Source organism: Streptomyces sp. NBC_01525, from assembly GCF_045040405.1.
Lineage (GTDB): Bacteria > Actinomycetota > Actinomycetes > Streptomycetales > Streptomycetaceae > Streptomyces > Streptomyces benahoarensis.
This window is the reverse complement of sequence record NZ_CP109397.1, coordinates 783,762-809,467: the sequence shown is the minus strand read 5'-3', so window position 1 is coordinate 809,467 and position 25,706 is coordinate 783,762. Positions and strand designations below refer to the sequence as shown.

The following is a 25,706-nucleotide window of genomic DNA, read 5'->3' as shown; positions in this document are numbered from 1 at the left end:
CCCTCCCGCACCGGACACCCGCGTCGCCCCCGCCCGTCCGCGCCGGACCCACCGGCGTTCACCCGTACGGAACGTCCCGTACGCGCTGCGGATACCGCTCCCGCCACCAGGGGTCGTTTTCGGCCATCCCCGGTACAGGTGCCCGGCGGCCCGGAGGTACCGTGGAGCCACGCAGCGCCTCCGGGCGCTGCGCGGCGGTGGGGCCCGCCGTACCCCACTGCGGCACGTACGCCGCCAACGGTCCCTACTTGCGACGATGTGCGCCCCGCGACGGTGTGCCGCGAGTAGGAGAGACGCATGGTGAAGGCCCAGGAACCGGTGTGTGACGAACCCGTGGATCCCGAGATCGGCGCCCGCCCGCCCGCGCGGCGCCGTACCCCGCTGAGCGGCCAGGGCGCCGTCGTCGGCATGGTCGCCCTCGGCGGCGTCCTCGGCGCCTGCGCCCGCTACGGCGCCTCGCTGCTGTGGCCCACCCCGCGTGGCGGCTTCCCCTGGACCACGCTCGCGGTCAACAGCCTCGGCTGCGCCGTCATCGGCGTCTTCATGGTGCTGATCACCGAGGTCTGGGCCGCCCACCGCCTGGTGCGGCCCTTCTTCGGCACCGGCGTGCTCGGCGGCTTCACCACGTTCTCCACCTACGCCGTGGAGATCCAGCGCCTGGTGGCCGACGGCCGGGCCCGCACCGGGCTCGCCTATCTGGCGCTGACCCTCGTGGCGGCGCTGGTGTCCGTGACCCTCGCGGCGACGGTCACCCGCCGCCTCGTCGTAGGGAGGCAGAAGTGAGGATCACCGGTTCCGCGCTGCGGGCGACCGTCTACGTCGGGGAGCACGACACCTGGCACCACAAGCCGGTCTTCGCCGAGATCGTCCACCGCGCCCGCGCCGCCGGGCTCGCCGGTGCCTCCGTCTTCCACGGCATCGAGGGCTTCGGCTCCTCGTCCGTCATCCACACCAGCCGCCTGCTGTCGCTGAGCGAGGACCTGCCGGTCGCCGTCGTCCTCATCGACACCGAGGAACGCATCCGAGGCTTCCTGCCGCAGCTGGACGAGGTGGTGGGCGACGGCCTGGTCACCCTGGACGTCTGCGAAACCCTCCGGTACGCGCGGAACGAGGTACGCCGGTGAACTGGCTGCTCGTCATCGCCGGAGCCGCGGTCGGCGCCCCGCTGCGCTACCTCACCGACCGCGCCGTCCAGGCCCGCCACGACTCGGTGTTCCCCTGGGGCACGTTCATCGTCAACGTCTCGGCGTGCGTGATCCTCGGCCTGATCACCGGCGCGGTCTCCTCCCAGGTGCAGCTGACCTTGGGCACGGGGCTGTGCGGGGCGCTGTCGACGTACTCGACGTTCTCGTACGAGACGCTGCGGCTGGCCGAGGACGGCGCGCGGTTCCTCGCGGTGGCCAATGTCGTCGCGCAGCTCGTCGCGGGGCTCGGCGCCGCCTTCCTGGGCGCGGCGCTCGCCGGGGCGTTCTAGGACCTGTCGTCACACTCCCGGTCCCGCCCTCCGGGTGGACGACGGGACTTTGACGACAGGCCCTGGGGGACGTGACGGCGCCGCACCCGGCGTACCGGGTGCGGCGCACGCGTCACAGATGCGAGGCGATGGACGGCATCAGGTCCTGGAAGGTGCGGCCGTTCGCGGGGGAGCCGAGGGCGGCCATCTGCCAGCCCTGGTCCGAGCGGTACACCTTGGCCATGACCTGCGCGGTGTGCGCGCCGCCGCCGTCGAGGGTGTAGCGGGCCAGCTCCTGACCGGTGGTCTCGTCGACCAGACGGCAGAAGGCGTTCTGCACCTCCTGGAACGTCTGCCCGGTGAAGGAGTTGACGGTGAAGACGATCTGGTCGACGTTGCCGGGCACCTTCCCCAGGTCCACCAGGATCGACTCGTCGTCACCGCCCTCACCGGCGCCGCCCACGCGGTTGTCGCCGGTGTGCCGCACCGAACCGTCGTCACTGACCAGATGCTGGAAGAAGACGACATCGACGGGCTGCTGCCCGGCGAAGAGCACCGCCGAGGCATCCAGATCGATCTCCTTGGCGGTGAGCTTGGCCCAGAACCCCTTGCGGCCCGCGGCCTGCCAGCCCAGGCCCATCCGCACGAGGGTGAGCGCGCCGCCGTCGGACTTGCTCAGGCTGATCTTCTGGCCCTTGCTCAGGTTTACGGACATCAGATTCCTCTGTCGTGACGGTGAACCGGGCGGTGCCCACCGGACGACGGGCGTGCCGCGGGCGCGCCCGCCCGGCTGCGGAAACGCAAAATCTACAGCACTGTAGAGAAGGTGGGGGCGACGCGCACGGGCCCGGCGCAGGGCGGGTCCGGCGGGGCGCCGCACGGGGCCCCGCCCGCTCCCGGACGGACCCCGCGCGCCGCCGTCACCCCTGGCTGTGCGACGGGCCGAAGAACTCGACCGCGGCGATGGCCACCTGCTTGTCCGGGCCCGTCCCGTACGCCGAGTCCACGGTGAGCCGCACCTTGACCACATCGCCGTACCGGAACGACTGGTGCTGGAAACCGCTGCCCTGGTCGAGGTTGAGGACGCGGTTCTCGACGTGCCCGTTGTCCATGGTGATCTGCGCCGAGATCCGGTGCGGCTGCGCCGACTTGGTGAGGGCCTCGGCGTGGGACGACTCACCGGGCGTGATGCCGATGTCCAGCAGCCGCACCGGATCCGAGAACCGCGCCTCCAGCCAGTTCCCCGTCCCCGGCGAAACCCCGGGCCCCCACCAGGTGTTGCTGAACGGGTCGAACGCCTGGTCCGGCCCGTGCTTCGCGAACGAGGCGGACGCGGTGGTCGACTCCGGGCTCACCAGCGCCCGCTTGGCGAAGTGGTCACGGATCGCCTGGATCGCCGTATCGGTCTGGAACAGCCCGATCACGACGAGGGTGAGCACCGCGGCGATGGCCAGCCACCGCAGGACGCGCCCGATCTGCCAGCGCAGCCGCGGCCGGTCTCCGGCCCACGGCTGCTCCCGGTTGCGGCGGTCGAACAGCCGCCGCCACCACGGCAGTCGCGCCGGACCCTCGGGGGACGACGCCATCCGCATCGCACAGCGGCAGCAGAAGTGCCGGTCCGGCCGGTTGGGGGTACCGCACCAGGGGCAGGCCACCCCGTCCACGGTCCGGTACTCGCCCGGCGCCCGGACCTGCGGCCGCGCCGCGACCGGCTGCCCCGGCAGCACGGGCGCCACGGACGGCCGCTCCTGCTCCCCCTGCGGATCGTCGACCGGCACGAGCAACGCCCGGGCACGGGCCCGCTCGTCCTCGGCCGGATCGGTGGCACCGGCCGACGGCGCGGAGCCGGACGAGGTGGACGCGGTGCCCGACGCGGGCGCGGGCAGCGGACCGGGGCCCTCCGCCGCACCGGCGCCGGAACCCGCGGTGTCACCCGTGGCGCCGGACCCCGCCGTGCCACCGGTCCCGGCGGTCCCCGCCGTCCGCTCCCGCCCGGTGCCCGCGGTGTCGGACATACGGTCCGACGCGGCCGGGCGGCCCGTGGCGGGCGGCAGATCGGCGGTGTCCGCGTCCGGACCGGCCGTCGACCGGCCCGCGGCGGCGTGCGGTGCCGGGCGGGTGGTGCCGCCGGGCGTCCAGCGCAGGACGGCGCCGCAGGTGTCGCAGAACGGCTGTCCTGCCTCGTGCGGCGTACCGCACTGTTCGCAGGCCGCAGGGCGCGCGTCCTCGCCGGAGGCTCCGGGGGACGGGCTGTTGCTCATGTCGGTCAGGTCCTTTCCGCCGTCAACACCTCGACGGTGTACGGCATATGGGCGGGGCGGGCGGCAGCCACGAGGGCGTCCAGCCGGTGGAGGTCCGCGGCGGTCGGCGCCGGCAGCCGGAGCGCGACGTGCAGCCGGGGGCGGCGCTCGCCGGGGGCCGGGCCGCGCGGGCGGGCGCTCCACGCCGCCCCGCCGCTCTCGGTGATCTCCGGTTCGACACCGAACGCCAGCCGCACCGTCTCCGCCAGCCCGCGGCGGGTACCGCGCACCCGGTGCAGATGGGCCGCCGCGGCCACCGCGGCCCGCAGCCGCGCCTCCCCGGCGGCATCACCGTCGTCGATCCCGTCGGTGTCGGCCCCCACCCACCAGCCCAGCCAGCGGGTGAAGTCGACCGGCGCCAGCGACGGCCGGAAGTACGAATCCAGGCAGTCCAGGACGTTGAGGAGCGGCGCCAGCACCTCGTCCAGACCCGCCACGAAGTCCTGCGCCAGCGCATCGTCCGCGAAGATCGCCGGGAGCGTCGGGCCCAGCGGCGCCGACGACGCCAGCCCGTCCACCGACCCCCTCACGACGCGTCCCCGATGACCCGGACCCGGTGGTCGAAGGAGAACACCAGCGACGACGGATCGAGATCGATACGGTCCGACTGGTCGCCGCGCCTGCCGGTCAGCGGGTCGGCCGGGTGCAGCAGCACCTCGTCCACCAGCTCGACCCCCGGCACCCGCTGGAGCACCGCGAACACCTCACCGGCCTGCACCGGACGGCCGAACGGCCAGCCGGTGCCGTCCGCGCCGCCGGTCAGCGGATCGAGGTGCCGGTAGAGCGCGTCGTGCGCCTCCCGCCGCACCCGGTCCACGTCCACGCCCCGGAACGCGTGCAGCGTCGACACGACCGTGACGCCCTGGTAGAACGGCGGGCCCACCGCGAGCCGGGTGCCGATCAGCCGCCGCTCGTCCAGATACCGCGTCACCCGCTCCAACAGCGAGTCCGCGGGCACCAGTTGCTCGAACCGCAGCCGCCCGCCCGGGTCCGGCACCGCCTGTGGCACCACCAGCACCCGCACCGCGTACGCCCCGTGCTCCTCCTCGGCGCCCGCCAGGCAGGTGATCCGGGCCGTCTCCGGCGCCGCCCGCCGGGCCAGCTCCTCGTAGTCCCGCAGCGTCACCGCACGGTCCTGCGCCCGCAGCGTGATCGGGGCGCGGGCCCGCGCCTCCTCGACGGTCTCGCCGTCCACCCCGCCGCGTGCCGCCTCCCGGTTGATCACCTCGGCGACGTACGGCACGGAGTCCCGCAGCGCGCGCACCGAGCCCCGGGCGACGTTGCCGGTGCGGCCGCCGCCGGTGCGGTAGCGGCGGGCGCGGATCACGGAGCCCTTCGGCGGCATCGCGCCGTAGCGGCGCAGCGTCCCGTCGGGCTCGCGCACCGACGGGCCGAACGCGATCTCCCCGGTGGTGGCGTCCAGCGTTACATGCCGGTCGTCGGGCCCGGACCCCGCGAAGTGCGGCACCACCTCCCAGTCCGTCCAGCCGTCGTACTCGGCGACCTGGAGGTGGAGCGGCGGGGCATCGCCGACGACGGGCGTACGGGCCAGCCGCAGCCGCTGGCCGGGCAGCCCGCCGGACTCGCCGAGCGTCTCGTCGTACACCGTTTCGGCGTGCACGGCCGGGACGGTGCCGCCCACCGTGAACGCCTCCGCCGACCGCACCGTGGGCGACGTGGTGTAGAAGGGCTGGCCGGACGCCGCCTCGGTGACGCGGCAGCGGATCCAGCCCGCCTCGTTCCGCCCCGACCGGGACAGCACATGGCCGCCGGGCACGTGCAGCACGACGTCACCGGGCCGGTTGAGACCACCGGTGGTGTCCTGGTCGACCTCGCACGCCGCCCACCCGTCGGCGGTCCACGCCTCCCACACCAGCGGCGGCTGCCGCGGGTCGACACCGACACCGTCGACCCTGCTGTCGAGCCGCAGCGCCACCGCGCAGTGCGGCACCGCGGCGCTCAGCCCCAGCAGCATGCAGTCGCCCGGCCGCGGCGCCTCGGCGAAGCAGAGCAGGTCCTCGCCCTCTTCGAGGTCGGCGGTCCGGTCGGTGACCGGCTGCCCCTCGTTCTGCACCGCGAGATGCGCGAGCGTGCACGGCACCACCGTCAGGTCCCGCTCGGTGGCGAAGACCACCGCCTCCTCGCTGTCCGCCCGCACCGTCGCGGTCTCGGTGCCCAGCGGCACCTGCACCGGCTCGTCCTGCGCGGCGGACAGCCAGAACGTCACATCCGTCCGCGCCGCCGACGGCGGGAAGAGCGTGATGCCGACGAGGTCGAGGAAGGCGAGGTGGTTCTTCTCCGGGACGCGGTTGAGCCGGTAGACGATCTGGTCGGCCATGTGCGCGACGGTCTCCACGAGCGTCACCCCGGGGTCGGACACGTTGTGGTCGGTCCACTCCGGGGCGCGCTGCTGGATGTAGCGCTTGGCGTCGTCGACGAACTGCTGGAAGCGCCGGTCGTCGAGGTTCGGGGAAGGCAGGGCCATCAGCGGTCGCTTTCGGTGGACGGGCCGCCGGAGTCGGGGCCGTCGTGGGCGGGAATGACGTAGAAGGGGAAGACGAGGTTGCGGGGGTTGTTGGTGCCGCGGATCGTGTAGCGCACATCGATGAAGAGGACGCCCGGCTCGTCGCCGGCGGACACCTCCACGTCGTGCACCTCGATGCGCGGCTCCCACCGGTCGAGGCTGGTGTGCACCTCGTGCTGGATGCGGCCGGCGGTGGCCTCGTTGACCGGCGCGAAGACCATGTCGTGGATGGCGCAGCCGAACTCCGGCCGCATCGGCCGCTCACCGGGCGCCGTCGCCAGCACCAGATGGATGGCCTCCTCCACCTCCCGCTCCCCGCTGACCAGGGCGATCCCCCCGGTCGGACTGATGCGGAGCGGGAACGACCAACCGGACCCGACAAACTGTTCAGGCATCAGATCACCGGGACCCCGTCGACGGTGACATAGCCCGCGAACGCGACCTCCGCGGCCACGACCGCCACATTGCCGGTCGCCAGGATCTGCATGGCCGCACCGGCGATCAGGTTCACATCGGCCCCGCCGGCCATGTGCAGCATCGCCCCGGCGTCGATCGTGCCCGCGGCGCCCGCGGACAGGTTGAACATGGCACCGGCCTGGAGGGCCAGATCGAGGCCGCCCTTGACCGACATCGCCCCGCCCGCCGTGAGGCTCATCGCCCCGCCCGCGAACATGTTCATCGCCCCGCCGGCCCGCAGGGACAGATCGCCCTTGGCCTCCACGGACACCGTCGTGTTGCCCTTGATGCTCACGCTCCCGGAACTGTCGACGGTGATCTGCGTCTTGGTGCGGTCGAGTTCGACGGTCAGCCGGTCGTCCCCGGTCCGCAGCCGCACCCCGCGTTTGCGCCGCCCGCTCTTCTGGCTGAGCAGATCGACGCGGTTGTTCTCCCGGTCGGCGAGGGTGTGGCGGCTCGCCTTCCCGCTGAGCCGGTCGTGCAGCGGCACATCGCCGTTCTCCGGTTTGTCCTTGCCGTTGTACAGCCCGCCGATGACGTACGGATGGTCCAGCGCCCCGCGGTCGAACGCCACCAGCACCTCGTCCTTGACGTCCAGCGGCACGATGCTGCCGCCGTCCACTCCGCCCAGCTGCACGGTGCGCGTCCAGTCGCTGACGTACGTGTCGTCCAGCCACGGGAACCGCAGCTTGACCCGGCCCTGCTTCAGCGGGTCCTTCACATCCGTGACGATCGCGTTGGCGACGGACGGCAGCCGCGAGGAGACCGCGGCGCCGCCGGACGCCACGCCGAACAGCGACCGCCACTGGCGCCCGGTGACGGTCACCCACGTCTCGTAGTGCCGCCCGGAGGCGAAGACGTGCCGTACGCCCGTCGCCGTGTACTTGCCCTCGAAGGGCTCGCCGACGTCGGTGAGCGTCACCGGGGTGTCCGGCCGCAGCTTCGGCGCGCCGCGCACGGTGACCTCCAGCTCCGCGAAGGACGCCGTGACGTCGTCGGCCAGCGCGTCCGCCGCCCGCTTGACCTGCGCCTGCTGGTCGTAGGGCGTGCCGGTCTCGACGAGGGGGGAGGTCGGGAACGCCGCGGCGGCCTTGCCCGGTGTGGTGCCGATGGAGAAGCCGGGGTTGTCCTTCGCGGTCGACCGCTCCCGCAGCGCCTTCTTGCTCTGCACGTCCCAGCCGCGCGCCTCCGCCCGCGGCACCTGGTCGGCGGCGGCGACGGCGGAGCGGCAGCGCAGGATGTCGACGCCCGCCTGGAGGACGTACGGGCTCTTGTCGCCCGGGGTGCTCTCCGGCGGGGCGCCCGACGCCCGGTCGGGGGTGACGAACTGGAAGCGCCCGCGCGGGTCGAGGAACATCACCTTCTCGTTCTCGTCCGCGAGCCGGGAGAGGAAGTCCCAGTCGGTGACGTTGTCCTGCGTGAGGAAGTCGTACGTCCCCTTCGTGGACTCGATCCGGCCGAGGGAGATGCCGCTCTTGGCGACCAGCTTCCGGGCGATGGCCGCCGCCGTCATCCGCGTGTAGCCCGCGACCCGGCGCTGGCGCAGCATCCGGTGACCGAGGTCGTAGCCGCGGACGAGGGTGAAGGTGCCGGTGCCGTCGTACTCCGTCTCCAGGGTGGTGACCTCGCCCGTGAGCAGCGGGTCCTGGGCGCCCTTGCCGTCGGCGACGGGCGCCAGCACGATCTTGGTGCCGATCTTGATCCCGGCGGCGCCCAGCAGCTTGCGGTGCGGGTCGCGGAAGGTCAGCTGGAAGGCGCCGGGCACTCCGGAGCCGAGGTCCACCCAGGCGTCCGACAGATACGGCAGCAGCTTCCTCGGCAGGGGGGACCCACCGATCTTGACGTGGATGACGCTGGAATAGGCGAGCTTGGTCATGATCCGGTCACCTCCTCGACCGCGGGCAGCATCAGTTCGGTACCGGGCGACAGCCGGGACGGGTCGTCGATGCCGTTGGCCGTGGCGATGGCCCGCCACGCCCCGGCGTCGCCGTACTCCCGCCAGGCCAGCGACGGCAGCGAGTCCCCGGCCACCAGCCGGTGCACCCGCCGCGCGGTCAGCGCCCCGGAGGTCGGGTTCTGCCCCTTGGTGTCGGTGGGGATCTCGCCCAGCCGCACCTGACAGGTGGCCCGGATCGGCATTCCGGTGGTGCCGAACAGCGTGTACGAGACGTCGACGGAGGCCACGTACGCGGTGAAGTGCGCGGTGGAGAACCCGCCCCACTGGAACACCACCCACGGCGTCGACGGCTGCTTCGCGGCGATGCTCGCGGCCGTCACCTCACAGCAGTCGAGCAGCGCCTCGACCTTTTTCAGGACCTCGTTGCTGTCCGGCTTGTCCGAGCAGTCCAGGAAGATCTCCAGGCTCAGCTCCCGGGCGTACGCGCCGATGAACTCGGGGAGCGAGCCGTCGCGTATGGCGGGCGCCGGCGTCACCTTCCAGTCGGAGCGCTGGCTGAGCGCCAGCTGCGAGGGGTTGAAGTCGAAGCCGAACGTACGCTTCAGCGCACCGGGCGTGGTGCTCTCGCCGACCGGCGGTTCATGAATCGCGAGCGAGGCGCGGACCAGGCTCTTGCCCGCACCCTTGCCGCCGGAACCCGGTGCCATCACGCACCCCCCGCATCCGTGAAGCCGTGATGGGTGATCTCCAGGACCTCGGTGGCCACGCCCGGGCTCGCCGGGTCGAGGGACGGCCCCTGCCAGCGGACCGGCAGCACGTCGATGAGACCCCAGCGGGCGACGATCGACCCGTCCGCCCGCAGCGCCGCGATCTGCGCGGTGGGGCGACGCACCCCGGTGGTCACCGACGAGATCCAGGCCGCGACCTTCGAGGTGTCCGGGGTCAGCGGCCGGGTCAGCCGGATGCTGGAGAAGGTGACGCGGGAGGGCAGCTGCCAGACGAAGCCGTTGTTGCCGCCCTCCTGGTGGTGCTCGACCTCCACCTCGGAGGCGAGCCCTTCACAGCCGTTGAAGTACCCCAGACTCTCGCCGTCGATGGTCAGGGTGAAGAAGATGGTGGATCCCGGATCGAGATCGCTGGGCATCGCGGCGGCCTTTCTGGTACGGACGTAAGGGCAAAGCGGGGGTGCGCCGCGTCAGCGGCGCGGGTCGCGGAGTCTGCCGATGCGCTCCCGGTCGTGCCGGAACTCGGCCTTCAGCCGGGGGATCAGCAGCCCGGTCAGCCGGTGCACCAGCTCATCGACCTGCCCGTCGGTCAGGGTCCGGGCATCGAACTCGGCGCCCTCCCGACCGGCGGACCGCTTTCCGGAACTTTCCTTCGGGGTGTGGCGGTTGCGGGCGGATGTGCGCTTGGGGGGCTGCTCACGGGGCTGATTCCGCTCCGGCGCCGGGTTGTTCCTTCCGATGACGAGGGACGGGACGGGGGCGGTGTCCTGCGTGCCGGGGGTGTTCTTCTCCAGCAGGGGCCGCCGCTCCGACTCGCCCTGCTCCGGGGTGCGTTGGACGATGGCGAGGGGCGGGAGGTTCGGCAGGGCCGGTGCGGCGGCGCTCTGCGTCTGTGCCTGCGCCTGTGCTTGCGGCACCGGGGCCGGGGGCCCGGCGGGCACGCCCGTCGGACGGGGTGTCAGCGGTGCGGCCTTTCGCTGGACGGCGGGCTGCTGGGCACCGGGCGTGGTCGGGAGCGGGACCGGCGGGCGCCGGGGCGCGTCGTGGGGACCGTCCGGCGCCGGGGCCGCGCGGAGGGGGACGGCCTGTCGGGCGGGTCCGGATCGCGGTGCGGCGGCGCGTGGGGCCGAGGGGCCGTTGAGCGCTGTGGTGACGGATGGGGCGTGTGGTGCCGGGCTGTTCGGGAGCTGCCGCAGCGGTACGGGGGCGCCGGGCGCGCTCTGCGGGAGCGGGGCAGCGGGCGTGCGCTGCGTGGCCGGGCCGCCCGGCTGCCGCGCCGGGCCCGTCGGCGGGTGCGGGAGCGGGACGGAGGGCGCGCCCGGAGCCGGGGCGGGGCGCAGCGGTGCGGCCGACGGGGCGGTGCGGCGCTGAACGGGGCCGGTGGCCGGGGCGGTGGGCGCCATGGCCGAGGTCAACGGGCGCGAGGAGGCCAGCGGCAGGGCTGCCGCCGGACGCAGCGGCGCGGTGGACGGGCCGGAGGCGGGCGGGGTGTTCGGCCGCACCAGGGGCGTGACCGGTTCCGAGGGGGTGGGCTTCGGTGCCACGGGCCCCGGTGCCACGGACTTGGCGGCTACGGGCTGGACGGTGCGGGGGTTGGCCTCCGGCGGTGTGGCGTGGGGCACCGTGCGGGCGATCGGTGTGGGCAGCGGGAGCTGCGGTGCGTCGCCCGTCCGCTGCCCGGCGCCTGCGGGGCCCGTAGTGGACGGCTGCGTCGTCTCGGACCGGCGTACGGGGACGGCGCGCTGTACGGGTGCGGGGCCGCTGCCCTGGTTGGCCGAGGAGCCCGAGGGCCCGGCGGGGTGGTGCGGCGCGACGGGGGCGCCGGTCGCCGGACCGGGGCGCGACGGCTCGGCCTGCGGCGGGGTGACCAACGGGGCGCCCAGCAGGGGGCGGCGCCGGGCCGGTTCCTCGGACCCGGAGGCGGGCGGTGCGCTACGGCGGGAGACGGGGAGGCTCGGGGCCGGGGCAGCGGTGGACGGTGCCGGGACGGCCGATGCGCCCGACGAAGCGGACGGCGAGGGGGAGTTGGCCGGGGCGGTGCGGGGCGTCGCCGACGGGGCCGAGGAGGCCGACGGGGTCGGGGCGGCCGGGGGCACCGGCGCGGCAGGACGCGCCGCCGGGTTCGAGGCCGCCCGGGTGGCCGGGGCCGACTGGGCCGCCGGAACCGTGGACGGCGCGGCGGCCACGGAGGACGAGGCGGACGGCGCGGACGCGGACGGCGCGCTCGGCGCGGACGTGGACGGCGCCGGGGCGACCGACGACGCCGAGGCAGCCGAAGGCACCGCCCCCGTAGGCGGGTTGAGCCGGGTCGGCCCCTTCTGCACCGGTGTGCCGGACGGCGTCGCCGGAGCGGGCGCGCCGGAGGCGGACGGCGACTGCGCGGCACGCGGCGTGCCCAGCCCCCTGTGCGCGGTGCCGCCCTTGGCGCTGCGCTGCACCGGGCGGGCGCCGGGACCGGAGGAAGCCGGTCCGGCGGGGGCCGGGGACGCGCCGGGACCCGTACGGCCGGAAGCGGCGCCAGGACCCGCAGCCGCAGCCGGGGCGGCCGAGGGTGAGGACGCCGACGGGTTGGTGGACGGTGCCGCCGGGCTGCCGGGTGCGCGGGACGCCGTGCCCGCACCGGATCCGTCCGCCGGACGCGGCGTTCCCGTAGCGGCCGGAGTCCCCGTCGTACGTGCCGAGTCGGGCGTAGCCGTGGCACGCGACACGGTGACGGCACCGGACGCACCGGTGCCCTGCGGGGCGACGGAACTCTTCGGCGCCCCGAGGCCCTTCGGCACACCGGCATCCGGAGCCGACGACGGGCCGGAAACCGGCGAAGAGGGCGTACGCGAGGCGGAGGGCGCCCCCGGTGCGATGCCCGAGCCAGGGCCGGGCGCCGACGACGAGCCGGACGGCGGCGTGCCCGTACGCGCGGACGCACCGGTACGCGGCGCACCGTCCGGCGTACCGGTCGTGCCATTCGTACGGGGCGCACCGCTCGCGCCGGTCGTTCCAGGTCGCGAGGGCGCGCCGACGGCCCCAGCGGCACGGGCAGGACGCGGCTCCCCGGTGCCGGGAGGCGTGACCGGGGCACCCGTGGCCTTCTGCACCACGGGAAGCGGACGGGCGAGCCCGGGACCCGGGGCGCCACCCGGCCGATGGCCGCCGGGGCGCGCCGTATCCGGGGAGTTCCCGCGCCGGTACATGGCATCCGAAGTACGCGAACTACCCGTCGTAGCAGGGGAGTTCGTGGCCCGGTCAGGGGCAGGGGCAGGGGAAGCCAAGGGCGGCACCGCACCGGTCGCCGCATCAGGCATCGTCCCGTCGGCCCGCGGCGACCGCTGCACGGCCACCGGCGGCACCGCGGCATCGGACACCGAAGCGGCACCGTCGGCGGACGGCAATGCGGCGCCGACACCGGACGGGGAAGCGGCACCGGCGGCAGGCGGCGACGGAAGGTCCGCCCCACCTGCCGGGGAGCCGCCATGCCCCGCACCGGACCCGGCGATCGGGCCGGGCCCAGGGCCGGAACCGGCGGCCGGGCCGGAACCCGTACCGGAGCGAGGCCCGGCTCCCGCGCCGGTCACCGGCGTGGCGGGCGCGGGCCGCGGCGCCGGGGCAGTAGCCGCACCAGGCCGCGCCACCGGCAACTCCCGCCGCTGCACCGCCGCACGCACCGCACCGCCGGAGCCCCCCGCCTGCCCACGAGGCGCCGACGTCAACGTCGCCGGACGGGCGGCGGCGGCCGACGCCAGCGGCCGAACCTCCGGACCGGTCGCCCGCGCCACCACGACCGGCGCGCCCGGACCGTCGTCCGGCTCCGCGCCATGGGACGGCGCATCGCCGGTCACCGGACGCGGCCCCGCAACGGGCAACTCCGGTATGCCGGGCTCCGGTTCACCCGCACCACGCCCCGGCGCCGCGGACAACTGCGTGATCCGCCCCCCGGGCCCGCTGTCGAGCACCGCATGGGTGAGGGTGCCGGTGAAGGACGGGTTCTGCCATGTCGTCAGCGACGCGCCGAACCCGCGGTCGGCGACGGTGTCCGCCCGGTCGGCGAAGGCACGCTGGATCGGCGGCAGCGCCGACCAGCCGGCCGTGGCACGGTGCCCGGCGTCCACGGTCGCGTCCACCGGGGTGGCTTCCGCCGCGGCGGGCCCGGTGGCGGGTACGGCCGCACCGCCGTCCGTCGCGTCCGGACGACGGCCGCGCAGTCTGTCGAGGAGTCCCATCAGCCCACCGCCGCCGCGCGGTTGACCAGGGTGGCGATCTCGTCGGCGTACCGGCGGCGGTCACCGTGTTCGAGGTCCAGGATGTCCTCCAGGCTCCAGTGGAAGTGATAGGCGACGTACGCGATCTCCGCGTGGATACGGTCGGCCGCGTACGTCACGATTCCCCCAGGCGGCTCCCGCCCAGCTCCACCTCGAACGGCTGCTCGCAGTGCGGGCAGGTCACCCCGGCCCGGGTGTGGCCCTCCGCGTTGACCTGCCGGTAGAAGTCCTGCAGGAACGCCAGGTCGGAGGCGAACATGTTCTCCACGATGCCGTCGTGCACCTGATGCAGCGTGCCGAGCCGGGTGATGACGCGGCCCAGCAGCACCACCGACAGATACGCCGGGTTCTCCTGGACCCTGATGTCCCGCAGCGGCACCAGCTCATCGCGGGCCGTCGCCAGCCGCATCGAGCCGGTGCGGTGCACCACGCCCGCGTCGTCGACGTAGCCGCGCGGCAGCTCGAACGCGAACTCGGTGCGCAGCGGCGCCTGTTCGGCGGCGGGCGCGGGCGCCGCGGGCCGGGCGGGCGCTGCGGGGGCCCCGCCCGGGGCCGCGGGCGCGGCGACCGGGTCGGGGACGGCCGCGGGCCGGGAGGCCGTACGGCGCATTATTCGATGACCAGTTCTTCGAAGGTGATGGTCACGGTCTCGGTCAGCGCGGACGCCTCACCGGCCTTGACGGTGGAGGTGTCGACCTTGCTGCACCAGGCGTTGCGCATGTTGTAGCGCTTCACCGGGGTGTTCATGTAGTCCATCACCATGATCGTGGCGTTCTTCCGCGCCGTCGACATCTGGCCGTTGACGGACTGGGTGATCCACTGGTTGAACGCCGCGGACTGCGTCATACCGCGCACGACGGTGCAGGTACCGGCCTTCTTCACGCCCGGCAGCTTCTTCGTGACGGGCTTGCCCTGGCTGGAGACCTGCTGGTACTCGATCACGTCCTGCTCGATGCTCAGGCCGCTGACCTCCTGGAGGTACTCGACCATCACGCCGTCGATCTGGAGGCCGAAATTGTGTGAGGTGAGGGAATCACCGGGCTGCAGACTCATGGGTCGCTCTCTGTGCGGGGACGGGGGCTACCGGCGCGGATGCCGGACCCCCGGGAACGGGACGGGACAGGTACGGGCGGGGCGGGGGGGGGCACGGCTCGGGGCCGCGCCCCACCCCCGGCGGCACTACTCCTCCAGCTCGCCGCTGCCGCTGGAGAACTGCGCCAGCCGGAAGATCACGAACTCGGCGGGCTTGACCGGCGCGATACCGATCTCGCAGATGACCCGGCCGAGGTCGACCGACTCCGGGGTGTTGGTCTCGGCGTCGCACTTCACGTAGAAGGCGTCCTCCGGGCGGGAGCCGAACAGGGCGCCGTTGCGCCATTCGTTGACGAGGAACGCGGACACGTTCCGCCGGATCCGGGCCCACAGCGCCTCGTCGTTGGGCTCGAACACCACCCACTGGGTGCCGATCAGGATCGACTCCTCCAGGTAGTTGAAGTACCGGCGGATGTTGATGTAGCGCCAGGCCGGGTCGGAGGAGAGGGTGCGGGCACCCCACACGCGGATACCGCGGCCGGGGAACGCCCGGATGCAGTTGACGCCGACCGGGTTGAGCAGGTCCTGCTCACCGCGGGTGATCTGGGTCTCCAGGTCGACGGCGCCGCGCACCACCTCGTTGGCCGGGGCCTTGTGCACACCCCGCTCGAAGTCGTTGCGCGCCCAGATACCGGAGACGTGACCGCTCGGCGGGATCATCTTCGTCTGGCCGGACGCCGGGTCGAAGACCTTGACCCACGGGTAGTACACCGCGGCGTACTTCGAGTCGTAGCCCGCCGTGTCCTGGCGCCACACCCGGATGTCCCGGGCGTTGAGGCCGGGCGGCGGGTCGATGACGGCGACGCGGTCACCCATCAGCTCGCAGTGGGCGATCAGACCGAGCTGGACGGCCTTGACCTCCTCCAGGCCGATGGCGCCCCGCTGGTAGGCGGCCATCAGGTCGGGGACGGCGACCATCGAGATCTCGTCGACCGCCTCCAGGCCACCGAAACCGGTGCGGTCGGCGGAGTCACCGAGGTACTCGGCGGGGCCGGGGTGGACGGCCGGGGCCGCACCCGGCACGGCGGGCGCCGGGGCCGCGGGCGTCCGGACGGGCCGGGCCAGCTCCACCGTCTGGTTGTCGGGGCGCGCCAACTGGGCCGCGGGCGCCGCCTCCAGGACGGTGATCAGCTTGGAGCGTTCCTTGACCTGCGTGACGACGTAGCTGCGGTTGCCCTTCTTGGCGCTGACGTCGAAGGTCTCGGCGACCTTGTCGCCGTCCTTGACCAGCAGCCGGAACCGCTCGGCCGGGCCCTCGCCCTCCGGGTCGGCGACCTCGACGCTGAGCGCGCCGCCGCCGGTGCCGGACGTCAGCGCCCGGACCGCGAAGGTGCCCAGGGCGGCGGGCTCACCCGGCGTCAGCTCGGCGGGCGCGGCGGCGGCCGGGACCGCGGCCGGTGCCGCGTTCTCCTGCGCGGCGTCCGCGCCGGCGCCGCCGACCCGCACCACGTAGGCGGCCGAACCGCCGTTGTTGAAGAACCCGTAGACGGAGTGGGCGAGGTAGTAGCCGTCGGTGAACTCGCCGAAGGCGGCCACGTACTGGGACCAGTTGGTCACCAGTGTCGGCTGGTTCAGCGGCCCCGTGGGCGCCAGGCCCACGAAGGCCGCCACGGACGTGCCGACCCCCTCGATCGGGCGGGAGCCACTGGCGACCTCCTCGACGTAGACGCCGGGCGACAGATACGACGGCATGCGCTGGTTCTCCTCGGGGTACGACAACCGTATGACGGTGGAGTACGCCACTGTTGTCGCCGCCCCCTGGCGTCCGGAAGGTCCGTCGGGGCCGTAGCGGGGGCAGCGCCGATGCCCCAACGGGCAGCCGGGGCCCGGGCATCGGGTCGCCGGACGCCGCGTGAGGCCCCCGTTGACCTGCGGTGGGCCGGGTTCCGGAGTGCCCCGGGGGCCCGGGTGCAGCCCGTGCAGGCCCCGAGGGCAGCCGGTTGCGTCCCTAGGGGCAGTCGACCCTGCCCCCAGTCCTGCGACACGCCCCCCGGCCTCGCCATACGGTCGCCGTATGAGCTTGTGGACCTCTCTCGAACCCGCCTCGACCACTGTGGACCCGGGCGGCAGCACCACCGTGCGGCTACGGCTGCGCAACACCGGCGACGTCGTCGACGAATACCGCTGCGTCCCGGTGGGCGATCTGGCACCTTGGACGACCGTCGAGCCCGGGACCCTCCGGCTCTACCCGGGCACCACGGGCACGGTGGAGCTGACGTTCGCTCCGCCCCGCACCCCCGACGCCGCCGCGGGCCCCCACCCGTACGGTGTGCAGATCATTCCGACGGAGTTCCCCGAGGCCACCACCGTCCCCGAGGGCAACGTCACCGTCACCCCGTTCAGCGAGGTCCGCGCCGAACTCGTCCCGACGAACGTCACCGGCCGGTTCCGCGGCCGTCCCAGGCTCGCCATCGACAACCTCGGCAACGTCAAGCTCACCGCGTCCGTCAGCGGCCACGACAACAGCGATCAGCTGTCGTACGACATCAACCCGGCGAATGTGCAGATCGAGCCGGGGCGGGCGGCGTTCCTGAAGACCACCCTCAAGCCGCGGCAGATCATCTGGGCGGGCGCCAAGCAGTCCCGGCCCTACACGCTGTCGGTACAGCGCTCCGGCGCCGAACCGCTGCCGGTGCGCGGTACGTACGTCCAGCCGGGGCTGCTGCCGCGCTGGCTCGGGGTGCTGTTCAGCCTGCTGTTGGGGCTGGCCATCGCGTTCGTGATGATCTGGCTGACGTACAAGCCGGACGTCAGCACCAAGGCGACGGACAAGGCGCCCGGCCAGACGGCGCACACGATCCAGCCGTCGGCGCCCGCCCAGCAGCCGTCACCGCAGCAGACCACGCAGGGACCGAAGAACGACGGCGGCGGCGGGGGCGGCGGGAACAAGCCGAAGCCGGACCCGAACGCGCATCTCCACAACGTCCTGCTGCGCAACGGCACCACGCAGAAGTGCGTCGACCTGCCCGGCAACGACCGGGGCAGCGCGGGCGGCCCGGTCTGGCAGTACGCCTGCAACGAGAATCCGTCCGAGGACAACCAGGTCTGGACCTTCGAGGTGCTGCAGCAGGGCAAGGGCGCGGGCCCCGGCGGGCGCGACCTGTTCCAGGTCAAGAACGTGCGGGACGGCTACTGCCTGGACCTGCCGAGCCGTGACCCGCAGGGGAAGGGCACGCACATCATCGAGTCCGGCTGCCGCGGCCAGCGGGACGGCAACCAGGGCTGGTGGGTGGAGAAGATCCCGGCCAGCGGCATGTACTGGATCCACAACTACAACAGCGCCGGCCTCTGCCTGGACGTCGAGGGCTACCACAGCCGCAACGAGGACATGGCCGACCGGCTGCCGCTCACCCTCTTCGACTGCACCACCGACGACGACCAGGGCTGGTCCATCGTCAAGCCGTGAGCGGGCACGCCCGATGCATGGGGGAAGGGCCCGCCGTCCCCGGGACGGCGGACCCTTCCACGTGGCCGGTGGCCGGCCACGTCACCAGCCGGTGTCGTCCAGCACCAGCCGTCCGCCCTTGCGGTACTCGCGGCGGGCGCCGGTGAGCAGATCCGCCCCGGTCACCGGCCCGCCGCGGCCGGCGGCGGCGTACGCGGCGGTGACCACCGCGCTGCGGATCGAACCGCCCGACAGCTCGAACTCCCGGGCGCACGGCCCCGGATCGATCCCCTCCGCGCACGGCACATGCGCCAGGCTGTGCCGCCACAGCGCCAGCCGCTGCCCGGCATCGGGGAACGGGAAGTCGACGACCAGGTCGAGGCGCCGGGTGAACGCGTCGTCGATGTTGGCCCGCAGATTGGTGGTCAGCACGGCGATGCCGTCGAACGCCTCCAGTCGCTGGAGCAGATAGGCGCTCTCCATGTTGGCGTACCGGTCGTGCGCGTCCTTCACCTCGGACCGCTTGCCGAAGACGGCGTCGGCCTCGTCGAAGAGCAGCACCGCGTCCGTGCGGTCCGCCTCGGTGAAGATCCGCTCCAGGTTCTTCTCGGTCTCGCCGACGAACTTGTCGACGACGGAGGAGAGTTGGACGACGTAGAGGTCGAGGCCGAGGTCGGCGGCGACCACCTCCGCCGACAGCGTCTTGCCGGTCCCGGAGTCCCCGGCGAACAGCGCCAGTACGCCCCGGCCCCGCCCGCCGCCGGCGCTGAGCCGCCAGTCGCCGAGGACCCGGTCGCGGTGGCGGGCGCGCAACGCCAGCTCCCGCAGCTGTCCGAGCGGCCCGTCCGGCAGCACCAGATCGGCCCAGCCGACGTCCGGGCGGATCCGCCGGGCGTGCCGCTCCAGACCGGACGCCGACTGCTGCCGGGCGGCGTGCCGCAGATGTGCGGAGGTCAGCGCGGTGCCCTCCAGCGCCGCCAGGGCCCGCGCGGAGCGGGCGGCCCGCCGGATCCGTTCCCCGTCGAGACGGTACGGGGCGACCGCCGCCGCCAGGTCGAGGTCCGCCGCCGCGGCGTCCGCGCCGAGCGCCGCCTCCCAGGTGTCCACCGCGCCCGCCCGGCTCCGCGGCACCTGAAGGACCAGCGGATCGCGGGCGCACCACAGCGGGTCGTACGGCCGCGTCCCGCACAGCAGCACCGGCACATCCGGCACCGCCAACTCCCGTATCAGCGCGCCCGGTTCGTCCGGCAGCGGGGCGACGACCACCGCGCAGTCGCGCAGCCGGGCCTCGCGCAGCAGGGCCGCCACCGGGCCCCGCTCGTCCGGCGCCGCCTCGGCCGTCCCGCCGTCGGGCCGCCGCGGCGCGGCCGGCGGCGTGAAGTGCAGCGCCGCACGGCCCGCGGCGCGCAGCGCGGCCGCGGCGCGGGCCAGCCCGTCGCCGTCGCGGTGCTCGCGCAGATAGACGGTGGCCGGGCCCGCCGCGAGCAGCGCACCGAGCCGGTCGTCCGGTGCGGTCGGCTCGTCCGCCGGGTCGCCGGGCAGCTCCGTGACATACCCGGCGAGCGCGGCGTCGGGGGTGCCGTCGCCCAGGAGATGGGCGGCGACGCGGTCCGGGACGCGGAGCGACCGGCCGAGGAACGGGCGGTCGGTCTCCTCGACGGACAGCAGCCCGTACGCGGACAGCGGCGCCGACGGATGGAAACGGGCCCGCGCCGCGGCGCCCGCGCCGTCCGGGGCGAGCAGCCCGCACAGGTCGAGGGCGAGCCCCGTGGTGGCACGGCGTCGGCTGACGTCGTCGTTGAGATAGCCGTACAGCGGCTCGAAGCCCCGGTCGAGGTCGGGGGCGAGGGCGATGAGCAGGACGGTGGTGTCCAGCGGGGTCAGTCCCAGCCGCCGGGCGAGCAGGCCCAGCCGGTCGCCGGGCTCCGAGGCACCGTCCGGCGGCTCCGGATCCGCCCACCCCTCGGGCGGCGGGCCCCCGGCCTCGGCCTCGCCGCGCAGCCGGTGGCGTACGGCGTCGTCGGAGAGGTACAGGCCGCGCAGCGGATCGCCGGCCGTCGGGTCGTCCGCGCCACGCCGGGCGACCAGCGCGGCGACCCGCTCGCGCAGCGCGGCCAGCCGGTCGGCCAGCGGCTGCGCCGGGTCGGTGGCGGGGCCGGGGGCGGGCGCCTCACCGCTCACCGGGCGCCTCCGCGGTGTCGGCGGCGGACGCGGGCCGTGCCACATCCTTGAGGTGCCGTTCCTGGTGGGCGCGGGGCGCGTCCGCGAGGGGGCCGTCCAGCTCCCGGGCGGAGACCACCGCGCCCTCGGTGACCGGCGGCCCCGCGTCGTACTCCGGGAAGCCCGGGAACGGCACGGTCAGTATCAGGTCGACGGAGGGCTTGAGTTCACCGCCGAGCGCGGAGAAGAGTTCGGCGCGCGAGCGGGCGTCGCCCGGCGTGGCGCCGACGACGAGCGGCACGCTCAGCCCGAGCGCCCCCAGCGCCCCCGGCAGTTGCGCGGGCGCCAGCAGTTCGTGGGGGAGCAGTGAGGCGAGGGCCGCGGAGAGCAGCCGGTGTTCGTCCTGCGGCCGCTTCGTCCAGGCGGTGACCAGGTACGACAGCCGGAACCAGCGTGGCGGACGGCGCCTGCGCACCACGGCGCCCTGCTCGTCGCGCACCGGCACGGTGCCGCCCTCACGCCGTGCGGTGTCCTCGCGGATGTCGTACAGGTAGGCGTTGAGGGTGGGGGAGTTGCGCCGGGACGCCCAGGTGCGGGTCGGCGCGTCGAAGGCGATCTCGATGCCGGTGCCGGCGAGCACCCCGCCGGTCAGCAGTCCCTCGATGACCTCGTCCACTTCGTGGATCATTCAGTGTCGCTCCAGTCGGCCGCGTACGGCCCTCACGAGATGTAGCCCTCGCGCAGCGCATAGGCCACGGCGTGCGCGCGGTTGCGCAGGTTCAGACGGGTCGTCAGCCCCTGCATGATGTTCTTGACGGTGCGTTCGGAGTACGCCAGCTTCCGGGCGATCTCATTGGTGTCCATGCCCTCCGCGACCAGCCGCAGCGCGTCGACCTCGCGTTGGGAGAGCCCCGAGGGGCGGACACCGGGGATGCCGAGGGTGCCCGGGCGGAGCGAGCCGACCTGGCTGAGCAGCCGTCCGAGCAGATCGGCGGGGAGGTCGCCGTCGCCCCGGGAGGCGGCGATGACCGCCTGGAGGAGGCGGTTGCCGGTGGCCTCGCGGCGCCAGACGATGGCGCCGACCCCGCATTCGATGATGTCCAGCAGCTCCGCTTCGCGGATCAGGCTCACGACGAGGACGGCGTGCATGCCGTCGCTGCGCACCAGCCTCCGCAGCCAGCCGAGCATGGTTTCGTCGAGGGACTCGGTGAGCAGCACCGCGACGCCGCCCGACTGCTGGGCGGTCGCCTCGTCGACGAGGTCGATCACGGCATGGCCACGCAGCTGACTGATGGTCCCTTCCCGGGAAATGGGATCCGGTGCGTGCACCACGACGGGAATGCGCTGTGCAGGTTCCTCCACGGCCGTCCTGAATGAGCCGCGCAATGGTGTCCTCCCGTGCCGATCGCCGCGCCGGCGCGGAGGTATTTCCGCATCGGGCGTCTCTTGATGTGGTCTCAGATGGACGGGAAGACGGGGATGGTTGCGTGCGCGATCCAGCTGTGACGCAATTGTCGATGAAGAGTGCGGAAAAGCAGTGAACCGATCGCGTTTCCGCAGGTGTTGGCGGTGCAAAAGGGGTGGCAGTGGCCGTGGCCTCATGGGTTGAAATCGGCCATCTGGCGAATTGTGGACGTGGCGCGAATGGGCTGCCCGGAGGTTGGCGGTGAGAGGTGTGGTAGTGACTTCGCTCCTGGAGTGGAAAAGTAATTCCCGGAGAATAGCGACCATGATCCCGGAGATGTGTTCGACGTTACTCTTTGCCTGAACTTTACGAAGATTCGATGAACCGGCGGGGAATTGCGACCTCGTCGCGTTCCGCGTCCCGGCGACGAGGTGACGGCGGACGGACGAGGCCACGGCGGACGGATACGTGGAGCGCTCGCGTCCGCGCGGCCGGGGGAGGAGCATCGGACGGGTGGCCGACCCGCGTCCGATCCTCTTCCTCGACGTCGACGGCCCGCTCAACCCGTGGCGGGCCCCCGCCGGACGGGCCCCGGCCGGATACACCACCCTGCCGATGCGCCCCACGGGCTGGGAGGAGCCGCATCCGCCGCTGCCGGTACGCCTCGACCCCCGGCACGGCCCGCTGCTGCTGGCGCTCGGCTACCGCCTCGTGTGGGCCAGCACCTGGGGCCCCGAGGCCAACACCTGGATCGCCCCCGTCCTGGGCCTCCCCGCCCTCCCGTACGTGGACTGGCCCCGGCCCCCGCACCGAGCCCTCGACGGCGTGCACTGGAAGACCCGCCGCCTGGTCGCCGTCGCCGACAGCCGCCCGTTCGCCTGGGTCGACGACGAGATCGGCGAACCGGACCGGAGCTGGATCGCCGGACACCATGTGGGGCAGGTTCTGCTGCGGTGCATCGACGCGGCGGTGGGATTGGCGGGGGATGACTTCGCGGTGCTGCGGGGGTGGGGGAGGGGGCGGTGAGGGGCCCGGGGCGGGCCGGTGGGGTGCCGGGTGGCCCGGCCTTGGGCTCGGATCGGGTCGCTGCGTGAGGCGGGGCGCCGGCCGCGCGGGGCGTCGGGTGGCCGGGCCCCGGGCCAGGCCCTGGTGCCCGTCCGCCGGGCGCCCGCCCGTGATGCGCACCGCCCGCCCGCCTGAACCGGGGCCCGCTCACTCAGCCCAGCAGGTCCAGCACCGCCCGCAGCTCGTCCGGGCGTTGGTCCACCGGCAGCGGTGCGACCGGCAGGTAGCGGCAGCCCACGGCCGTCGCGCCGCCGTCCGCCCGACGGTCGTCGCCGACCATCAGCACCTCGCCCGGTGGGAGCCCCAACTCCCGGCAGGCGCCGGCGAAGAGCCGCGGGTCCGGCTTCTGCATCCGGTGCTCGAACGACAGGACGGTGCAGTCCAGATACGGCGCCAGACCGTGCGCGCGCAGTACCGGCCGCAGATCCCAGCCGATGTTGCTGAGCAGCCCCAACCGCAGCCCGCGCCCGCGCAGTTCGGCCAGCACCTCGACCGCGTCGGGGTACGGCCGCCACGCCTCGGGGCGCATATGGCGCGCGTACAGCGCCTCCGGCAGCGCGGGGGAGGGCAGCGGCACCCGACGGGCCAGCGCGGTGTAGACCTCGCGGTGATGGCGGGGTTCGCGGTTCCGCTCCGCCCAGATTCCGGCCAGCTCCGGCGGGAGCACCTCGGGCACGGCGCCACCGGGCAGCGCCCCGGCCCGCTCCAGCGCCGCGGCCGTGTCGCGGAGCGCGCCGTCGTCCATGACGGTCCCGGTCGCCGCCAGCGCGCCGCGCAGCCAACTCTCCGCCGGTTCGATCCGCAGCAACGTCCCGGAGAAGTCGAACAACACCCCTTTGAGCATGGTCATGCGGCCATGGTCAGGGGCCCGCTCGCCGTACGCCATGACCCTGGTCGCGCGCGTACGTCGTGATCCCGGTCACGTCCGCACGCCATCGTCCGTCGGCCGCCGCCGCGGCCACCCGACGACCGGGGGAGACGGGAGCGGTGGCCGGCGGCACGGGACTCCGGTACGGCGCTCGCGGCCACGCACCTCGCGCACCCGCCCCGCCCCAGAGCCCGGGGCCGCTCACCCGCGCCGCCCGGCCCCGCCCCACCGTTCGTACACCCCGTAAGCCGTCACCGACGCCGCGACCACCGTGGCGCCGAGCAGCCAGCCGCCGACGACGTCCGACAGCCAGTGCACGCCCAGGAACACCCGGGTGAAGCCGACACCGGCCATCGACACCGCCGCCACCGCGACGGCCGCCCGCCACAGGGCCGGGCGGGGCGCGTGCCGCCGCAGCAGCCAGAGGAGCAGCCCGGCCGCGACCGTGACCGACAGCGCGTGCCCGGACGGGAACGCCTGGTAGTGCGCGGAGTCGACGGGGTCGGGCCACACCGGACGGTCCCGGTCCACCGCTGCCTTCAGCCCCTGCTGGAGGCCGGTGCCCAGCAGCGACGTGGCGGCCACCCAGACGCCGAGCAGCCACGCACCGCGGCGGACGAGCAGTCCGACCGCCACCGCCAGCACGGCCCGCATCGTCCAGGGGTCCCACACCCAGTCGGTGAGGATCCGGTTGACGTGGGTCCAGCCGGGCGCGCCGACGGCCGCGGTGTGCAGGGTGTCCGCGACGGTCCGGTCGAGTCCGATGAGCGGCGCCCAGCCCGCCGTGACCAGCACGGTCAGGACGACGGCGGGCACGGCACAACCGACGAGCACGGCCAGCGGCGCGCGCACGGACGGGTACCGGGAAGGGGCGCCGAGGGGGCGCGGTGCCGGCGTCGCGCGCCGTTCTGACGAGGCCATGCGCCGATCTTCGCGGACGAGGCGCCCCGGCGCCATGCCCCACACCCGACGCCCGCACCCGCACCGCTGTTCCCCGGACTCCGCCCGACGCGGATGGCGGGCCACGCCCCGTCACCTCTCCTCCGGGTAAGTCACGGTGGCGCCTGCCGCCCGGTCACGTCAGGGCGCGCAGCCCCGGGACGAACGTGATCAGCAGCGGTACGGCCGGGAGCAGCGCGGCGTACGCGGTGACCCGCAGCCGGCGGGCGGGCGAGAAGCGGACGCCCGGCGCCAGCAGCCGGTCCACCCGCTGCGGCACCTGCCCCAACTGCTCGGGGCACGGCCCGAAGATCCCGCGGTCCTCGTTCATCCCGACCAGCGCCAGTGCGGTCGTCAGCCGCCCGAAGCGGCGCGACGCCACATCGTCCGCGGCCAGTTCGACCAGCCGGTGCACCTGATCCCGGAACGCGGCGAACACCGGGACCTGCGGAAATCCGGCCGCGAGCGCCGAGGCGCAGTGCAGCAGCAGATCGTGCCGGGCCCGGGCGTGGCCCTGCTCGTGGGCGAGCAGCGCATCGAGCTGATGATCCTTCAGCCTCCGCAACGCGGCCGTGGTGACGACGAGTTGGGGCGCGCTGCGCTGTAGCCACCACGCCTCGGGGCGGTCGCTCTCCAGGACGACGAGGCGGTCGCCGGAGCGTTCCTCACCCGGCAGCAGCGGCACCCGGCGCAGCAGATCCGCACGGCGCTGCCGACGGCGGGCCCGTGCGGCGCGCACCTCACGGGTCAGCGCCACCGCCGTCCACACCGCGCCCCCGGCCAGCAGCGCCGCCAGCGAACCGGCCCACGGCCCGTAGGCGTTGAGCGCGTACGCCTCGACGACGACCCGCGGCGCGAAGCCGAACACCGGGCCCCGGACGGCTTCCCAGGCGGCGGCCGCGCTCAGCGCCATCGCCAGCCCGCAGCAGAGCAACACACCGGCGACCACGCACTGCCAGACCCACAGGGCGAGCACCGGTTCCCGGTCGGGCCAGTCCGAACGGGCCATCAGCCGCGGCGCCGTGGACGCGGCCAGCACGCCGAGGATCATCAGCGTGAGGGGGACCATCATGCCGCCAGCCTATGAGCGCCCCACTTCCGGGAGGTACGGCCGCGTTCCGGAAGTGACGTATGCCACCTCGCCGGAGGGGTGACGCATACCGCCCCCGGACGCCGCCCCGGGC

Annotated in this window: 25 protein-coding genes; 6 read left to right on the top strand and 19 right to left on the bottom strand. The window is 74.2% G+C overall.

The genetic code is table 11. From position 1 onward, the window contains the following. Positions 1–297 precede the first annotated feature (297 nt). Genes crcB through OG422_RS03590 form a run of 3 tightly spaced genes read left to right on the top strand, consistent with a single transcriptional unit; the run spans position 298 to position 1,474 of the window. Positions 298–783 (top strand): fluoride efflux transporter CrcB, encoded by a 486-nt coding sequence (gene crcB, locus OG422_RS03600; protein WP_405739575.1) that lies wholly within the window; start codon positions 298–300, stop codon positions 781–783. Then, positions 780–1,124 (top strand): DUF190 domain-containing protein, encoded by a 345-nt coding sequence (locus OG422_RS03595; protein WP_143942106.1) that lies wholly within the window; start codon positions 780–782, stop codon positions 1,122–1,124. Before crcB ends, OG422_RS03595 begins: the two co-directional genes overlap by 4 nt. Continuing rightward, complete coding sequence (locus tag OG422_RS03590) at positions 1,121–1,474, top strand: CrcB family protein (protein ID WP_143942105.1); 354 nt, start codon at positions 1,121–1,123, stop codon at positions 1,472–1,474. Before OG422_RS03595 ends, OG422_RS03590 begins: the two co-directional genes overlap by 4 nt. A gap of 112 nt (positions 1,475–1,586) precedes the next feature. Here OG422_RS03590 and OG422_RS03585 read toward each other — a convergent pair whose 3' ends face one another. The 9 genes from OG422_RS03585 to OG422_RS03545 form a co-directional block, all read right to left on the bottom strand. Further along, complete coding sequence (locus tag OG422_RS03585) at positions 1,587–2,168, bottom strand: TerD family protein (protein WP_405739571.1); 582 nt, start codon at positions 2,166–2,168, stop codon at positions 1,587–1,589. Positions 2,169–2,373: 205 nt separating this feature from the next. Beyond that, on the bottom strand, positions 2,374–3,714 hold the full coding sequence (locus OG422_RS03580) for an NADase-type glycan-binding domain-containing protein (protein ID WP_405739568.1): 1,341 nt from the start codon (positions 3,712–3,714) through the stop codon (positions 2,374–2,376). Between the two features lie 5 nt (positions 3,715–3,719). Next, complete coding sequence (locus OG422_RS03575; RefSeq protein ID WP_143942102.1) at positions 3,720–4,283, bottom strand: phage tail protein; 564 nt, start codon at positions 4,281–4,283, stop codon at positions 3,720–3,722. Further along, positions 4,280–6,238: a putative baseplate assembly protein gene (locus tag OG422_RS03570; RefSeq protein ID WP_405739565.1), complete on the bottom strand. Its 1,959-nt coding sequence runs from the start codon at positions 6,236–6,238 to the stop codon at positions 4,280–4,282. The genes OG422_RS03575 and OG422_RS03570 overlap by 4 nt, the downstream gene beginning before the upstream one ends. After that, positions 6,238–6,672, bottom strand: coding sequence for a GPW/gp25 family protein (locus OG422_RS03565; protein ID WP_405739562.1), 435 nt, complete (start codon positions 6,670–6,672; stop codon positions 6,238–6,240). The genes OG422_RS03570 and OG422_RS03565 overlap by 1 nt, the downstream gene beginning before the upstream one ends. Continuing rightward, entirely contained in the window at positions 6,672–8,609 is a 1,938-nt protein-coding gene (locus OG422_RS03560) for a VgrG-related protein (RefSeq protein ID WP_143942099.1), read from the bottom strand. The genes OG422_RS03565 and OG422_RS03560 overlap by 1 nt, the downstream gene beginning before the upstream one ends. Then, positions 8,606–9,337 (bottom strand): LysM peptidoglycan-binding domain-containing protein, encoded by a 732-nt coding sequence (locus OG422_RS03555; RefSeq protein ID WP_143942098.1) that lies wholly within the window; start codon positions 9,335–9,337, stop codon positions 8,606–8,608. Before OG422_RS03555 ends, OG422_RS03560 begins: the two co-directional genes overlap by 4 nt. Further along, positions 9,337–9,774 (bottom strand): phage tail protein, encoded by a 438-nt coding sequence (locus tag OG422_RS03550; protein ID WP_143942097.1) that lies wholly within the window; start codon positions 9,772–9,774, stop codon positions 9,337–9,339. Before OG422_RS03550 ends, OG422_RS03555 begins: the two co-directional genes overlap by 1 nt. A gap of 51 nt (positions 9,775–9,825) precedes the next feature. Then, entirely contained in the window at positions 9,826–11,226 is a 1,401-nt protein-coding gene (locus tag OG422_RS03545; protein WP_405739557.1) for a hypothetical protein, read from the bottom strand. 100 nt (positions 11,227–11,326) lie between these two features. On the opposite strand from OG422_RS03545, the gene OG422_RS03540 reads away from it, so the two are divergent. Further along, a complete protein-coding gene (locus tag OG422_RS03540) occupies positions 11,327–13,594 on the top strand; it encodes a hypothetical protein (RefSeq protein ID WP_405739555.1) in 2,268 nt (755 codons plus the stop codon). Here the strand turns inward: OG422_RS03540 and OG422_RS03535 are convergent. From OG422_RS03535 to OG422_RS03520, 4 genes are all read right to left on the bottom strand, one after another. Continuing rightward, positions 13,569–13,727 (bottom strand): DUF6760 family protein, encoded by a 159-nt coding sequence (locus OG422_RS03535; protein WP_405739552.1) that lies wholly within the window; start codon positions 13,725–13,727, stop codon positions 13,569–13,571. The two genes, OG422_RS03540 and OG422_RS03535, sit on opposite strands and share 26 nt — an antisense overlap. Then, a complete protein-coding gene (locus OG422_RS03530) occupies positions 13,724–14,218 on the bottom strand; it encodes a hypothetical protein (RefSeq protein ID WP_143944642.1) in 495 nt (164 codons plus the stop codon). Before OG422_RS03530 ends, OG422_RS03535 begins: the two co-directional genes overlap by 4 nt. Further along, positions 14,218–14,661: a phage tail protein gene (locus tag OG422_RS03525; protein ID WP_143944641.1), complete on the bottom strand. Its 444-nt coding sequence runs from the start codon at positions 14,659–14,661 to the stop codon at positions 14,218–14,220. Before OG422_RS03525 ends, OG422_RS03530 begins: the two co-directional genes overlap by 1 nt. A gap of 126 nt (positions 14,662–14,787) precedes the next feature. Next, positions 14,788–16,392 carry a phage tail sheath subtilisin-like domain-containing protein gene (locus OG422_RS03520; RefSeq protein WP_143943620.1) on the bottom strand — a complete coding sequence of 535 codons (1,605 nt, stop codon included), beginning with the start codon at positions 16,390–16,392 and terminating at the stop codon, positions 14,788–14,790. Between the two features lie 322 nt (positions 16,393–16,714). Between OG422_RS03520 and OG422_RS03515 the strand changes: the two genes are divergently transcribed. Continuing rightward, entirely contained in the window at positions 16,715–18,106 is a 1,392-nt protein-coding gene (locus OG422_RS03515; RefSeq protein ID WP_405739548.1) for an RICIN domain-containing protein, read from the top strand. Positions 18,107–18,187: 81 nt separating this feature from the next. On the opposite strand, the gene OG422_RS03510 is transcribed toward OG422_RS03515, so the two are convergent. Genes OG422_RS03510 through OG422_RS03500 form a run of 3 tightly spaced genes read right to left on the bottom strand, consistent with a single transcriptional unit; the run spans position 18,188 to position 21,631 of the window. Then, positions 18,188–20,311, bottom strand: a complete 2,124-nt coding sequence (locus OG422_RS03510) for an ATP-binding protein (protein WP_405739545.1) — start codon at positions 20,309–20,311, stop codon at positions 18,188–18,190. After that, positions 20,256–20,933: a DUF4255 domain-containing protein gene (locus OG422_RS03505; RefSeq protein ID WP_405739542.1), complete on the bottom strand. Its 678-nt coding sequence runs from the start codon at positions 20,931–20,933 to the stop codon at positions 20,256–20,258. The genes OG422_RS03510 and OG422_RS03505 overlap by 56 nt, the downstream gene beginning before the upstream one ends. A 32-nt stretch (positions 20,934–20,965) precedes the next feature. Next, positions 20,966–21,631, bottom strand: a complete 666-nt coding sequence (locus tag OG422_RS03500; RefSeq protein ID WP_405739539.1) for a response regulator transcription factor — start codon at positions 21,629–21,631, stop codon at positions 20,966–20,968. A gap of 532 nt (positions 21,632–22,163) precedes the next feature. On the opposite strand from OG422_RS03500, the gene OG422_RS03495 reads away from it, so the two are divergent. Beyond that, complete coding sequence (locus OG422_RS03495; protein WP_405739535.1) at positions 22,164–22,676, top strand: hypothetical protein; 513 nt, start codon at positions 22,164–22,166, stop codon at positions 22,674–22,676. 190 nt (positions 22,677–22,866) lie between these two features. Here the strand turns inward: OG422_RS03495 and OG422_RS03490 are convergent, their stop codons facing one another. The 3 genes from OG422_RS03490 to OG422_RS03480 all read right to left on the bottom strand — a co-directional run bounded on the left by OG422_RS03490 (position 22,867) and on the right by OG422_RS03480 (position 25,594). Then, positions 22,867–23,565: an HAD family hydrolase gene (locus OG422_RS03490; protein ID WP_405739533.1), complete on the bottom strand. Its 699-nt coding sequence runs from the start codon at positions 23,563–23,565 to the stop codon at positions 22,867–22,869. Positions 23,566–23,784: 219 nt separating this feature from the next. After that, positions 23,785–24,504, bottom strand: coding sequence for a phosphatase PAP2 family protein (locus tag OG422_RS03485; RefSeq protein ID WP_405739530.1), 720 nt, complete (start codon positions 24,502–24,504; stop codon positions 23,785–23,787). 154 nt (positions 24,505–24,658) lie between these two features. Beyond that, on the bottom strand, positions 24,659–25,594 hold the full coding sequence (locus tag OG422_RS03480) for a M56 family metallopeptidase (protein ID WP_405739527.1): 936 nt from the start codon (positions 25,592–25,594) through the stop codon (positions 24,659–24,661). Between the last annotated feature and the right edge of the window lie 112 nt (positions 25,595–25,706).

Excerpts from the sequence above, each read along its gene's own strand:
- crcB (WP_405739575.1), top strand. The coding sequence starts at position 298 with ATGGTGAAGGCCCAGGAACCGGTGTGTGACGAACCCGTGGATCCCGAG.
- OG422_RS03585 (WP_405739571.1), bottom strand. The coding sequence starts at position 2,168 with ATGTCCGTAAACCTGAGCAAGGGCCAGAAGATCAGCCTGAGCAAGTCC.
- OG422_RS03580 (WP_405739568.1), bottom strand. The coding sequence starts at position 3,714 with ATGAGCAACAGCCCGTCCCCCGGAGCCTCCGGCGAGGACGCGCGCCCT.
- OG422_RS03570 (WP_405739565.1), bottom strand. The coding sequence starts at position 6,238 with ATGGCCCTGCCTTCCCCGAACCTCGACGACCGGCGCTTCCAGCAGTTC.
- OG422_RS03565 (WP_405739562.1), bottom strand. The coding sequence starts at position 6,672 with ATGCCTGAACAGTTTGTCGGGTCCGGTTGGTCGTTCCCGCTCCGCATC.
- OG422_RS03560 (WP_143942099.1), bottom strand. The coding sequence starts at position 8,609 with ATGACCAAGCTCGCCTATTCCAGCGTCATCCACGTCAAGATCGGTGGG.
- OG422_RS03555 (WP_143942098.1), bottom strand. The coding sequence starts at position 9,337 with ATGGCACCGGGTTCCGGCGGCAAGGGTGCGGGCAAGAGCCTGGTCCGC.
- OG422_RS03550 (WP_143942097.1), bottom strand. The coding sequence starts at position 9,774 with ATGCCCAGCGATCTCGATCCGGGATCCACCATCTTCTTCACCCTGACC.
- OG422_RS03530 (WP_143944642.1), bottom strand. The coding sequence starts at position 14,218 with ATGCGCCGTACGGCCTCCCGGCCCGCGGCCGTCCCCGACCCGGTCGCC.
- OG422_RS03525 (WP_143944641.1), bottom strand. The coding sequence starts at position 14,661 with ATGAGTCTGCAGCCCGGTGATTCCCTCACCTCACACAATTTCGGCCTC.
- OG422_RS03520 (WP_143943620.1), bottom strand. The coding sequence starts at position 16,392 with ATGCCGTCGTATCTGTCGCCCGGCGTCTACGTCGAGGAGGTCGCCAGT.
- OG422_RS03515 (WP_405739548.1), top strand. The coding sequence starts at position 16,715 with ATGAGCTTGTGGACCTCTCTCGAACCCGCCTCGACCACTGTGGACCCG.
- OG422_RS03510 (WP_405739545.1), bottom strand. The coding sequence starts at position 20,311 with ATGTGGCACGGCCCGCGTCCGCCGCCGACACCGCGGAGGCGCCCGGTG.
- OG422_RS03505 (WP_405739542.1), bottom strand. The coding sequence starts at position 20,933 with ATGATCCACGAAGTGGACGAGGTCATCGAGGGACTGCTGACCGGCGGG.
- OG422_RS03490 (WP_405739533.1), bottom strand. The coding sequence starts at position 23,565 with ATGACCATGCTCAAAGGGGTGTTGTTCGACTTCTCCGGGACGTTGCTG.
- OG422_RS03485 (WP_405739530.1), bottom strand. The coding sequence starts at position 24,504 with ATGGCCTCGTCAGAACGGCGCGCGACGCCGGCACCGCGCCCCCTCGGC.
- OG422_RS03480 (WP_405739527.1), bottom strand. The coding sequence starts at position 25,594 with ATGATGGTCCCCCTCACGCTGATGATCCTCGGCGTGCTGGCCGCGTCC.